Source organism: Chitinophaga sp. GbtcB8, assembly GCF_019091455.1.
In the GTDB taxonomy this organism is placed as follows: domain Bacteria; phylum Bacteroidota; class Bacteroidia; order Chitinophagales; family Chitinophagaceae; genus Chitinophaga.
The window spans coordinates 35,883-49,479 of record NZ_JAGXJN010000038.1 but is presented as its reverse complement, the minus strand read 5'-3'; the positions used below and the strand labels follow the sequence as shown (position 1 = coordinate 49,479).

Annotated in this window: 8 protein-coding genes; 4 read left to right on the top strand and 4 right to left on the bottom strand. The window is 48.8% G+C overall.

The features are described 5' to 3' along the window. From KVT36_RS25820 to KVT36_RS25805, 4 genes are all read left to right on the top strand, one after another. Complete coding sequence (locus KVT36_RS25820) at positions 1 to 1,488, top strand: RagB/SusD family nutrient uptake outer membrane protein (RefSeq protein WP_217606336.1); 1,488 nt, start codon at positions 1 to 3, stop codon at positions 1,486 to 1,488. Between the two features lie 21 nt (positions 1,489 to 1,509). After that, positions 1,510 to 2,568, top strand: a complete 1,059-nt coding sequence (locus KVT36_RS25815) for a glycoside hydrolase family protein (protein ID WP_217606335.1) — start codon at positions 1,510 to 1,512, stop codon at positions 2,566 to 2,568. A 12-nt stretch (positions 2,569 to 2,580) separates the two neighbouring features. Further along, positions 2,581 to 5,307 carry a glycosyl hydrolase gene (locus KVT36_RS25810; protein WP_217606334.1) on the top strand — a complete coding sequence of 909 codons (2,727 nt, stop codon included), beginning with the start codon at positions 2,581 to 2,583 and terminating at the stop codon, positions 5,305 to 5,307. A 150-nt stretch (positions 5,308 to 5,457) separates the two neighbouring features. Then, positions 5,458 to 7,842 (top strand): ABC transporter permease, encoded by a 2,385-nt coding sequence (locus KVT36_RS25805; RefSeq protein ID WP_217606333.1) that lies wholly within the window; start codon positions 5,458 to 5,460, stop codon positions 7,840 to 7,842. Between the two features lie 158 nt (positions 7,843 to 8,000). Here KVT36_RS25805 and KVT36_RS25800 read toward each other — a convergent pair whose 3' ends face one another. From KVT36_RS25800 to KVT36_RS25785, 4 genes are read right to left on the bottom strand one after another with little or no spacing between them, the layout of a single operon-like run. Beyond that, entirely contained in the window at positions 8,001 to 8,768 is a 768-nt protein-coding gene (locus tag KVT36_RS25800) for a hypothetical protein (protein WP_217606332.1), read from the bottom strand. 23 nt (positions 8,769 to 8,791) lie between these two features. After that, entirely contained in the window at positions 8,792 to 10,351 is a 1,560-nt protein-coding gene (locus tag KVT36_RS25795; protein WP_217606331.1) for a RagB/SusD family nutrient uptake outer membrane protein, read from the bottom strand. Between the two features lie 26 nt (positions 10,352 to 10,377). Further along, positions 10,378 to 12,306 (bottom strand): SusC/RagA family TonB-linked outer membrane protein, encoded by a 1,929-nt coding sequence (locus KVT36_RS25790; RefSeq protein ID WP_217606330.1) that lies wholly within the window; start codon positions 12,304 to 12,306, stop codon positions 10,378 to 10,380. Then, positions 12,303 to 13,490: a SusC/RagA family TonB-linked outer membrane protein gene (locus KVT36_RS25785; RefSeq protein ID WP_217606329.1), complete on the bottom strand. Its 1,188-nt coding sequence runs from the start codon at positions 13,488 to 13,490 to the stop codon at positions 12,303 to 12,305. Before KVT36_RS25785 ends, KVT36_RS25790 begins: the two co-directional genes overlap by 4 nt. Between the last annotated feature and the right edge of the window lie 107 nt (positions 13,491 to 13,597).

The window sequence follows — 13,597 nt, the reverse complement described above, 5'->3', positions numbered from 1 at the left end:
ATGCAACAGTTACTTAAAATATTAGGTGTGGTTACCGTGGCATTCCTGTTGGGCAGCTGTACCAACAAGCTGGATGTAAAGCCCATTTCTGATCCCAGCGTGGTGAACTTTTACCGCAACCAGCAGGACTTTGAGCAGGCTGTGAATGCGGCTTACAACGGGCTGTCCACTTATCCTACCCGCCATCTCTTTTTGTCGGAAATACGGTCAGATAATTTGTATGTGCCGGGAGAAGGCGGTACTTACGACTGGAACCCGGTAAATAATTTTACCGTCAATTCTTCCAATGCGCTCATGTCCAGCGCATGGAGCGATTGTTATAATACCATTATGCGCTGTAATTCCGTGCTGGATAATATCAATGCAGATAAGGTGCCGGATGAAACGATCCGCAACCAGTTCACCGGCGAAGCAAAGTTCATACGCGCGCTCATGTACTTTGACCTGGTTCGTTTCTTTGGCGGTGTGCCTAAAATAGATCACCTGGTTAGCGCTACAGCTGCGCAAAGTATTAACCGTGCAAGCGTGCAGGAAATTTATGACCTGATCATTGCTGACCTGGAAAGTGCAGCACAGTTATTACCCGCATCCTACAGTGGCGGCAGTAAAGGCCGGGCTACCCTGTATGCGGCTAAAGGTATTTTAGCACGGGTATATTTAACCCGCTCCGGCCCGGTGCTGCTGGATAAAGGCCCGGTATTAAATTCCAATGAATATGCCAAAGCCCGCGACCTGCTGTTGGAGATCATCAACAGCGGTAAGTATGTTTTCATCAATAACTACGCGCAGATCTTCAGCTATGATAATGAGAACAATTCGGAATCTGTGTTCGAGGTGCAGTTTAAAAGCGGCGGTACCGGCACCGGTACGGTAATACCTGCGGAAATGCTGCCCGGCAGTTATATGCGGGCCTACAAGATCCCGGTAGCCAGTGGCAATGATTTTAAATATGTGTCCAATGATCTCATTAGCAGTTACCCGGCCGGCGATGTACGTTTAACCTTTAACGTGATACAGGGCTTTACAGATGAGAATGGCAACTTTGTGAACCAGAACTATTTCAAAAAGTTCCTGGACCCTAAACGTTATGGTGTTGATCTGCGCGACTGGGGCATTAACCAGCCGGTACTGCGCTATACCGATGTGCTGATGATGTATGCAGAAACCTTATTGCATACGGGTGGCAGCCAGGCAACGGTGGATGATATTGTAAACCAGGTACGCACCCGTGCAGGGCTGGCCGGCATTAGCGGCGTAAATGCAGATACCCTGCTGGAAGAGCGCCGCCGTGAGTTTGCCGCAGAAGGCCTGCGCTGGCACGACCTGGTACGTACCGGCAAGGTAGTAACTGTAATGAATGCCTGGATGGCGAAGGAAGATGAAAAGAAAGTGATGAAGCCCATGAAAAATGAGTTTATCTTATATCCCGTACCGCAAACGGAGATCAATATTAAACCAGGACTGTATGATCAGAACGCAGGATACTGATAATTCGTAATTTAATACAGCATGTTTACTCGAAGGAATTTTCTTATAACGCTTGGTGGTTCTCTGATTGGAGCAAGGCTCGCGGCGCAGTACCGTGCGGATGCTCCGGTGTCTGAATTCAGCAAGCATCTGCATCCTGTAGGCCGTGCGCTGGAAATGAAGGACTGGTATGTATGGTGTAACAGCCCCATTGAAGGGCCGGATGGGAAGATCCATGTGTTCTTTTCCCGCTGGCCGGCAGCAAAAGGTATGGGCGGCTGGATCAATAGTTCGGAGATTGCGCATGCAGTAGCAGATCACCCCGAGGGGAAGTTTGAGTATGTGGATACGGTGCTGCGGCCACGCCCCGGCTTTTGGGATGCTACTACCTGCCATAACCCGCATATACGAAAGCTGGGTAACCGCTATTATTTGTATTACATGGGCAATTGCAATGGTAAAACCAATACCAAACGTATAGGCCTTGCCGTTGCAGACAGCCTGGAAGGTCCCTGGCAGCGCAGTGAAATGCCTATCCTGGAACCGGGTGCTACCGGAAGCTGGGATGATCATTGCACCACTAATCCCTCACTGGTGTTTCATCCCAATGGCGAATACTGGTTATACTACAAATCATGGAACACGGCCGATTACGAGCGGGATGCCGGAGCTGCCATCCGGGGCAACCGTAAGTATGGACTGGCGATTGCCAGTAAGCCGGAAGGCCCATTTCATAAATATGCGCAGAACCCGGTGATAGATTTTTCTAAATTAGGGGATAACAAACAGCTGGAAGATGCTTTTGTGTGGTATGAGCAGGACCGGTTTAAAATGCTGGCGCGGGATATGGGCGTATACAGTCAAAAGGTAGGCTTGTATATGGAAGCAAAGGATGGGCTGCATTGGACCACGCCATCCATTGCTTATTACGATGCGGCTCATTACATACAGGAACCAGCGCCGGCCCCGCATCTGAAACGTTATGGCCGTTTTGAAAGGCCGCAGCTGTTAATGCATAAGGGTAAGCCTGCTTACCTGTTCACCGCAGCGCAGGGTGGGCAATATATGACCGCTTCTGCCTTTATTTTTAAGATAAAATAATTGGGATACGTTATGCAAAAGACCGTATTATTAACCGCCTGTTTGCTGAGCTGCTGTTACCTGGCTGCTGGCCAGGGATTGAAATGGCCGTCCATTCAAAAAGAAACCCGCCCCTGGACGCGCTGGTGGTGGCTGGGGAATGCGGTGGATACGCCCGGCCTGGCCTATAACTTACAGGCTATGCAGCAGGCCGGCATTGGCGGGGTTGAGATCACGCCTATTTATGGCACCAGGGGATTTGAAAATAAGTTCATTGATTTTTTATCGCCCCACTGGATGCAAATGCTGGGTTATACCATTCATGAAAGCAGCCGTTTAGGCATGACCGTAGATATGAACACCGGTACCGGCTGGCCCTTTGGCGGCCCTGGTATTCCGCTGGAAGATGCAGCCGGTAAAGTATACTTTAAAGAATTTACCCTGCAGGCAGGGCAATCTTTAAAAGAACCCATAAAAGCAAATGTAAAAGAAAAGCAGCCTCCTGCGCCATTGCAGGCGCTCATGGCCTACGGCCCGCAGGGGCAGCGCCTGAACCTGACTGCAAAAGTTAACCCCGCCGGTGTTTTAGAATGGACCGCGCCTGCCGGCAGTTGGCAGCTGGTTGCACTGTTCAATGGTAAAACCGGGCAAAAGGTAAAACGTGCTTCACCGGGTGGGGAAGGCTGGGTAATGGACCACTTTTCAAAAAGAGTGGTAACGGAATATTTGCAGGGCTTTAGCAGGGCATTTGAAAAAACAAAAGCGCCTGTACCACATACCTTTTTCAATGATTCTTATGAAGTGTTTGGGGCTGACTGGTCGGCCGATCTGCTACAGGAATTTGCACAGCGCAGGGGATACAAGCTGGAAGACTATTTACCGGCTTTCCTGGGGCATGGCGATCCGGATACGGTACGCAGGGTGGTGAACGATTATCGTGTAACCATGTCTGATATGCTGCTGGAAAATTTTACCCATAACTGGGTAAGCTGGGCGCATAAAATGGGCAGCACTACACGTAACCAGGCACATGGCTCGCCCGCCAACCTGCTGGACCTGTATGCTGCTGTGGATGTGCCGGAGTGCGAATCATTCGGCACCACCCATTTCAATATACCGGGCCTGCACATTGATACAAACGAGATCCGGCATACAGAATCCAACCCGCTGATGCTAAGGTTTGCCGCTTCGGCAGCGCATGTAACGGGCAAAAAATATGTATCAGCAGAAACCTTTACCTGGCTAACGGAGCATTTCAAAACACCCTTATCGCAATGCAGGCCCGAGCTGGATAACCTGTTGCTGTCCGGCATAAACCATGTGCTTTTTCATGGCACGCCTTATTCCCCTAAAGATGCGCCATGGCCGGGATGGCTGTTCTATGCATCGGTGGAATTTTCGCCCTATAACACCTTCTGGCGGTATATGCCGGCGTTCACCGGTTATATTACCCGCACGCAATCTTTTTTGCAGGATGGGGAATCGGATAATGATATCCTATTGTACTGGCCTGTGTATGATGTATGGCAGTCGCCTATGAGCGACCGTTACTACCAGTTTGTGATCGGTAAAACTTCAGAGTGGATGAAACCTTTCCCATTTTATGATGTGGCCACTACCTTGGTAGATAAGGGTTATAACGTAGACTTTATTTCTGACCGGCAGCTGCAGCAAACTAAAGTAGCCAATGGCCAGATACAAACCACCGGTAACCATTACCGCACCATTGTTGTACCGGCCTGTGAATATATGCCGCTGGCCACTTTGCAGCAATTAAACAAGCTGGCAAAAGCCGGCGCAAAAATTATATTTCTGGATCATTTACCTAAAGATGTACCCGGGCTGTCGCATTTGAAAGAAAACAGACAGGCATTCACCCAATTGAAACAGTCATTGAACAATAAGGTCACTACTACCGCGGCCCTGGAAAAACAGCTGCCCGCAACCCGGGAAACCATGGTGGATAGCGGCTTACGGTTCACCCGCCGCAGGCACGCTAGCGGTCATTATTACATGATAGCCAACCAGCAGGCACACGATTATGATGGCTGGATAACATTAGGCACAGCCGCTGCTTCCGCTGCCTGGTTTGATGCTTATACCGGCAACAGCGGGCTTGCGCAGCTTCGCCAACAGCAAGGTAAAGCAGCAGTACACGTACAATTAAAGGCGGGTGAATCGCTGATCCTGAAAACATCCAATGCTGCGTTTCCTTTGCAGGGGCCTGCATGGGCTTACTGGCAACCGGCAGCTGAAGCGCAACCGCTCACAGGCAAATGGGAGCTGGCTTTTACAGATACTACGCCCGCTATTGCTAAAACCTTTACACTGGATAGCTTATACTCCTGGACGCAGCTGCCGGATAGCGCTGCCAAAACCTATGCAGGCGCTGCACGTTACCGCATTAGCTTTGATAAACCGGCTGCTGCTGCCGATGACTGGCTGCTGGAGCTGGGCGATGTGCGGGAAAGCGCGCGCATCACAGTAAATGGCCGGCCACTGGATACCCTATGGGCGCTGCCTTTCAGCACACGTATTGGTAAATATCTGCAGCCGGGTAAAAATGTACTGGAAGTGGAAGTGATCAACCTGCCCGCAAACCGTATAGCCGCTTACGATAGGCAAGGGAAGGAGTGGCGCATTTTCTACGAGATCAATTTTGTGAATGTATTTTACCAGCCTTTTTCTGCTGCCAACTGGGCGCCGGCGCCTTCCGGGTTATTGGGCCCGGTAAGACTGGTGCCGTTAAAAAAGAGGTAGGGTTTTTTAATACCGGACAGCGTTTGTATTAAAAACGGACATTCTACATATAAATAAATATGTAAATAATTGATCTGTAATTAAAAATCACACTGGTATATTACTTGGAACGGAAGCTTGCCGCTTTCGTAACAACTAATATTATTCCCTATGTTTAAAAGCTATTTCAAAGCTGCTTTCCGCAACCTTGTGAAGAACAAGGTATACTCTTTCATAAATATCGCCGGACTGTCGGCAGGTATGGCTGTAGCCATTTTAATAGGCCTGTGGGTGTGGGATGAGCTGTCTTTTAACCAGTATCACCAGCATTATGACCGCATTGCGCAGGTAATGCAAAATCAAACATTTAACGGCAGGGTTAATACGGGCAAGGGCGTTCCCATGCCGCTTGGGCCGGAGCTGAAAAATAGCTACGGCAGCGATTTTAAGCATGTGGTGCTTGCCACATGGAGCATGAACTCCCTGGTAAGCGCGGGTGAGAAACGGGCCGGTTTACAGGGCAGCTTTATGCAACCCGAAGGACCGGAAATGCTGTCGTTAAAGATGGTGAAAGGGTCAAGGGCAGGGCTTAAAGAGCATTCAACCATATTGCTTTCCAGATCCTTGTCAGAAACACTTTTCGGAGATGCTGACCCGGTAGGAAAAATAGTGAAGATAAATGATGATCTTGTTGAAACCGTTACCGGCGTATATGAAGATATACCGCTGAACAGCAGCTTCAGCGAAGTGAAATTCATAGCCCCGTTCCTGGATCTTACCAGCTGGACACAGGGCAGTGAGGATAACTGGTACAATAACTCTTTCCAGGTTTATGTGCAGCTGGCAGATCATGCTGATATAGATAAGGTATCTGCAAAAATTGCAAATGTAAAGCTGAACAGGATGAGCAAAAAAGATGCAGATTCGCACACCCAGCTTTTTTTGCAGCCCATGAGCAAATGGCATTTATATGCCGATTTTAAGAATGGCGTAAACACTGGTGGCGCCATAGAATATGTATGGCTGTTTGGCATTTATGGCGGATTTGTATTGATGCTGGGCTGTTACAATTTCATGAACCTGAGCACTGCACGCAGTGAAAAACGTGCAAAGGAGGTAGGCATCCGTAAGGCAGTCGGTTCCCGGCGTACCCAGCTGGTAAGCCAGTTCTTCCTGGAATCTTTGCTGGCAGCGTTTTTCTCATTTGCCTGCTCCTTACTGCTAATCTTATTGTTATTGCCGTTCTTTAACCAGGTGGCGGGTAAGGAAATATCCGTTGCCTGGAGTAATCCCTGGTTCTGGAGCGCCTGCATCGGCTTTGTTATACTCACCGGAATAGTAGCCGGCAGTTACCCTGCTTTTTACTTATCTGCTTTTAAACCGGTAAAAGTATTGAAAGGTACCTTCAGGGCAGGCCCTTTTGCAGCAGTGCCCCGCAAAGCATTGGTAGTGCTGCAATTCACCGTTTCTGCTGTTTTGATGATTGCTACCATTGTAGTGTTCCGGCAGGTACAATTCACACAGAACCGCCCTATTGGTTACAACCGGGAAGGGTTGATCACCATTATTATGCGCACGGCCAATTATCACAACAGTTTTGCCGCTATGCGCAATGAGCTGCTGGCATCCGGTGCTATCACGGAAATGGCTGAATCCAATACGCCCATCACGGAAAATGATCATTATGATGATTCCTTTAGCTGGGAGTGGGAGGGAAAAGAACCCGATAAGAAAGCAACTTTCAATACCATAGGCGTAACTACTGAATACGGTAAAACCGTAGGCTGGCAGCTAAAGGCAGGACGGGACTTTTCTGCCAGGTTTGCTGCAGACAGCTTTGGATTGATCTTAAATGAAACTGCTGTTAAATACATGGGGCTTAAAAACCCTGTTGGTGAAATTATAAAATGGGGCAACCGGTCTTTTACCGTATTGGGTGTTATAGATGATGTAGTGATGGAAAGCCCTTATGAACCCGTAAAACAAAGCATTTTCCATATCAAGGCAAATGATGATGGCGGCATTCTGAATATCCGGCTTAATCCGAAATTAAGCCTAACAACTGCGCTGGGCAGGCTGCAAGCGGTGTGCGCAAAGTATTCCCCTGCAGAGCCGTTCAACTACCAGTTTGTAGATGAAGAGTATGCTTCCAAATTTGAGTATGAAAAACGTATCGGCAAGCTGTCTGTGTTCTTTACGGTGCTGGCCCTTTTCATATCTGCCCTGGGATTGTTTGGCATGGCCTCTTTCATGGCAGAGCAGCGTGTGAAGGAAATAGGTATCCGCAAGCTGCTGGGCGCTACGGTATTTAATTTATGGAGCCTGCTGTCAAAAGATTTTGTGATGCTGGTGATCATTGCGCTGTGCATTGCCACGCCGGCTGCTTATTTCTTTATGCATAACTGGCTGCAGCACTATACCTACCGCACAAACATGTCCTGGTGGATCTTTGTAGCAACCGGCAGCGGCGCTATCATCATCACATTGTTAACCGTAAGCTATCAAAGTATTAAAGCCGCGTTGTCTAATCCTATAAAAAGTTTAAAGACAGAATAGTAGTAGCATCAAATATCAAAGGCCCCGACGGAATGTTTTATTCCGTCGGGGCCTTTGATGTCCTATCTATTCGTAAACGTGTTAAATGTCACCAGGGCTAGACAACCCCGGTATAGCATTATTCATTATTTAAACTAAAACCTAGTGCACTAGCTTCTTTAATATTTAAATCCTTTGCGTTTGAACATCCAGATGTTGCGCCATCCATCGCCCTGCTGCGCCAGCGTTAGCTCATTTGCATTCAGCGTTACCACCACATACGTGATCTTGGCGCCGTAGCTGATATCAGAACCTAAGATCTTGATGGTTTTATTCAGCGTGTCCAGCACAAATAAACTTTTCTCTGTGCCCTTGGGCGTTACTTTAGTATAATTAGCAGCGCCTTTCAGGTCAAAGGTCATTTCATCTTTATCTACCCCCCAGGAAATAACATCTGCCGGTGTGGGTTTCCACCATTCCGGCGCAGTAGCGCCTCCGGAGCCATTTCCGTAAGGCGCGCCGCCGGGTGTATCCATGGCCCATACCCAGGTTTTACCTTCTTCACCATTCGTCAGCAGGTTCCACATCGGGCTGCTGAAAAAATTGGGGTCGTTCTCTGTTACCGTTATCTTGGCAGAATCCTCTACCGGGCCGCCGCCGCTATACGCCACGAACTTAATGTAATAGGTACCGGCAAAAGGAATGTTAATGGTATCCTTTGCTTTGTTGGATATACCGGTGCCATAATTCCAGAAGGGAATAATGCCCTGCGTTTTATTTTCCAGGTACACTATGTTATCATGTCCCTGTTGCTGGGTTACGGAAAATTGCAGGTCCTTGCTTTGTAAAGGCGCGGGCAGCATATCCCGGTCTTCCCGCGGATCGCAGGCTGCCAGCGTACAAAGCAGCAGGCAGTAAGTGATAATATGACGAATATGTTTGTGCATATACTGTTTGTTTTGGTTGATCATTATTGATTCCATCCTGCGTTTTGTTTCAGGCTGCCGTTAGAAAGGTTCAGCTCCTGCTGTGGTATCTGGAAAAGTCCTTTTGTTTCCGGGCGGAAGCTTACGCTGAACTGCGCATCGGTGCTGGTATTGTTAATAGCCTGCTGGGCAACGGGCACTCCCTGTCGTAACAGGTCCCAGTAACGGTGGCCTTCCAGCGCCAGCTCAAAACGGCGTTCATCCATGATCAGCTTTTTGCCGGCAGCGCCGGGTGTTAATATTCTGCGATGGTTCTGATCCAGGAAAGCGCGGTCACGCACACGGTTATAATATTGCTGCGCTTTGCCCAGGTCTCCATCCAGGTTCAGCTCTGCACCCATCAGCAGCACATCTGCAAAGCGGATGGCTACATAATCGTAGAAGTTATCTATCTGGAAATCGCCATTAAAGTCTTCTGCTTTTAAGGCCATCATGGGCATGTATTTCTTCCACATAAAACCTGTTTTCTGCGGATAAATGGCCGGGTAGCTCAATCCTTCTGCTTCTACGGAAATAATAGAGGCAGCACGGCGTGTATCACCTGTTTCATAGGCTTCCCATAACTTGGGGTTCACCGGCCCTGCGCCCCAGCCTTTATAATAAGGCGGCACTGCATCATTCCGGAAACCTATCATCACCTGCATACGGTTACCATCGTGTTTATTCCAGTCGCCCAGGCCTTTGTAGGTAAACTTAATGGCAAATACTGTTTCTGCATTATCCTCGCCGGCAAAACGGGAAAGGGCCGACTGCCACAGACGGGGGAAAGAATCTATCAGCGTATAACCGCTGGCATTCACCACATCATCTATATAAGTACGGGCTTCCTGTTTGGTAACGGTACCGGCTATATCATTCTGTCCGTAATAACCGGTGTAGTACAGGAACACACGGCCCAGCAGCGCTTCTGCCGCCCATTTGGTAACGCGGCCGTATTCTGCTGCCGGAATGCCGGAGTAGGCAATGGCAGGCAGGTTTGCCGCTGCAAATTTCAGGTCGCTTGCAATCAGCTGGTACACTGCCTCCGGGGTGGCCTGCGGCACATTATACTGCCCGGGTGAAAGGGGAGTGGTTACCAGCGGTACATTCCCGAACATGCGCACCAGGTCAAAATAATAGTAAGCGCGCAGGAAATGTGCTTCTGCCAGGTAACGGGTTTTAAGCGTAGTATCGCTGCCCCAGTTCACACCATCCATTTTGCTCAACACTATGTTGGCGCGGTAAATACCGGTGTAATACTTGGTCCAGTTATTCAGGTTGGTATTGTTATCGTTTTCAAAACGGTCCCACCTTTTCCATGGAATATCAGATTCACCGCCGCCGCCAAAACAATCATCGCTGGCAATTTCAGTTACCAGCTGTATGTTGTCATAATCGCCGTACTGCAGCTCGTCATAAGCCGCCACCAGGGATTCCAGGGCATCCTGCGGTGTTTTATAAAATGTTTCCTCCACCTTCCGGTCTATGGGTTCCCTTTCCAGGAAACTCTTACTGCAGGAGATTGCGGTGGTAAGTATAATAGCTGCTACAAAGATCTTTTTCATCCTAATGAGTTTTCTTGGTTTACAGATCAGAACCGTGCGTTTACGCCCACAATTACTGTTTTAGGCTGCGGGTAAGTGCCCACATCTATACCGGATGCCCAGGGGTAAGGCCCATAGCCAACTTCCGGATCCATGCCCTTATATTTGGTAAAGGTGAACAGGTTGCTGCCGGATACGTATAACCGTAACTGTTGCAAAGGCAGGCGGGGGAACAATCCCTTTTTAAAATCGTAGCCCAGGTTAATGCTTCTTACCCGAAGGAAGGAAGCATCTTTCACAAACAGGTCAGAGGAACGTGTCCAGTTCTGGTTGGCATCATCACCCATGGTCATACGCGGTAAGTAGTTAGAGGTACCTTCACCATGCCAGCGGCCCAGTATTTCTGTAGTGTAGTTGCTTAAAGGGGCTGCGTAATCGCGGACACCGTTAAACACCTGGTTACCGGAAACACCATACAGGAATACGGAAAGATCAAAACCTTTATAACCCAGGTTCAGGTTAATGCCGTAAGTCACGTCAGGGTTGGGATTGCCGATCTCTGTTTTATCGCGGCTGTCGATCACACCATCACCATTCAGGTCTGCAAAACGTACATCGCCCGGTTTGGCGTTGGGTTGTATCAGACCGTTCTTGCCCGTATAACTTTGTACTTCCGCTTCGTTCTGGAAAATGCCATCTGTTTTTAAACCGTAGAAATAACCTACCGGGTGGCCCTGCTGTGTGCGGAATATTTCATCAATACCTACAAAGGGTACATTGGCATCACCTACGATCACTTTCTCCGCATTGGGAATATCTATTACATCGTTCTTATTCAGTGTTACGTTGCCGTTAATACCAAAGGAAAGCTCTCCAAACCGGTGAGTATAACCCAGCGCTACTTCCACACCCTGGTTCTTTACGCTGCCGCCATTTACAGTAGGGGGCTTGGTGCCGGCAAGGGCAGGCACCGGCACGGTAATGATCCAGTCGCGGGTGGTTTTACGGTACCAGTCAAAGCTTACATTGAAGTCTTTTAACAGCTGCGCATCAAAACCGAGATCCAGCTGTTCGGAAGTTTCCCATTTCAGGTCCGGGTTGGGTACGCGGTCCGGAGAGGAGCCTGTGAATTTTACATCACCGTTGCCAAAGTAATAATCCTGGTTTACAGAGCTAATGGTAGCCATATACAGGTAGCTGGTTGTAGCAATATTATCATAAGCATATACTGCAGGCAGGTTACCGTTACGGCCCCAGCTGGCGCGGACCTTCAGAAAGTCAAGCCAGTTGGTTTTCATAAATTCTTCATTGCTGGCCACCCATCCGGCAGAGAAAGCCGGGAAGCTGCCAAAGCGGTTGTTAGCGCCAAAACGCGTAGAACCATCCCTGCGGAAAATAGCAGTGAACAGGTATTTTTCGTCGTAGTTATAGTTGATACGCCCAAAGTAAGAGAGCAGGGCATCTTCACTGCGGCTGCCGTAGATCTGCTTAGTGTCTTCATTCGTGCCGTTGTTGATAATGCTGTGGTCCAGGTCTGCAATGGTCACATCTTCCTTATAACCATTTACAAAAAACACATTGGTTTCATTGGCGGTGGTACCTACCAGCACGGTAGCGCTGTGTTTACCAAAATCGCGCTGGTAAGAAATGGTGTTATCCCAGTTCCAGGTGCGGGTTTGGGTAATGCCCTGGAAAGCGCGGGAGTGAAGGTTCACGATGTTGGTTGCCAGGTCATATACCGGGGTAAAACGGTTCTCATTCAGGTAGTTCAGGTCCAGGCCAAAATCACTGCGCAGCTTCAAGCCCTTAATGGGCATCACTTCCAGGTAGGCATTACCTACTATACGGTCGGTTTTGCTCCTGTTCTGGTTCTGGTAATCCATGATCGCTACCGGGTTGGCTTCATCTGGATTAAAATTGGATTTGGCATAATTACCGGCAGAATCATACACCGGGAACAGCGGGCTTACATTCACAATAGGGCGAACGGTGTTATTATAGATGTACCTACGCCAACACCTTTTTTATTGGAAAGGGTGTAGGTAAAGTTCTCGCCAAACTTCACCACATCCTTATACATATAATGTTCAGAGCTTAAGCGGAAAGCCAGGCGCTCATACTGCGACTGTCCTTTAAAACCAATGGTACCCTCCTGTTTCATGTAGGATAATGAGGATGAATACACTGATTTTTCAGAGCCACCGGACACGTTTACCGTATGACTTTGCGTGGGTGCGTGTTTGTTGAATATTGCTTCCTGCCAGTCGGTGCCTTTGCCCAGCTGGTTGATCTGTTCTACGGAGAAGTAAGGAGCGCGGTTGGAATTAATGGCGGCTTCATTCATGATGATACCATATTCATGCGCATCCAGCAGCGGTAATTTACGGGCCGGGTTCTGCTGTCCGTAAAAACCATCATATGATACCTGCATGTTGCCTTTGCGGCCTTTTTTAGTGGTAACGATCACTACGCCGTTTGCAGCCCTGGCGCCGTAAATGGCGGCAGATGCAGCATCTTTCAGCACATCCATAGAGGCTACGTCACCGGAGTTCAGATAGCTGATATCTGAAACGGGCATGCCGTCTACAATGTAAAGCGGATCGGAATTACCTATAGTACCGGTACCGCGTATACGAACTTTCATGGGTTCGCCGGGTTGTGCGGAATTGGAGGTTACCTGTATACCAGGAGTCTGGCCCTGTAATGCCTGGTCTACCCGCAGGGTATGGGTTTCTTCCAGCGCAGCCCCGTTCACACGGCCAATAGCGCCGGTGTTGAGCCTTTTCTTTTCCGTTCCGTAACCTACCACCACTATTTCATCCAGGCCGGTAGTACCATCTTCCAGGGCAATGGTAATGCTGGTACGGCCTTTTACCGCTATGGTTTGTCTGTTAAAGCCTATCAGTGAAACTTCCAGTGAATCGGCATCGCTCACCTGCAGGGTGAAATCGCCGGTGGCGCTGGTAATGGTACCGGTAGTAGTACCTTTTACCGCTACGCTGGCACCGGGCAGCGGGCTGTTATCCTTTGCTGCCGTTATTTTCCCGGACAGCGGGTGTTTGTTCACCTGGGCGGTAGCACTGTGCCCGGCCAGTACCAGGGCCAGGAGCAGGAGGCTGTAAAGCCCGCGGGTAGAGCATGTTTTGTACGCATTTTTCATGTGAAACGCTTTTGAATTTTTAAAGGCCACCCTGGATCTTATTTCATCAGATCGCATTGTGAAACTTATTGGATGGTTCAAGCTGATTAATATTGTTATAATGTCCC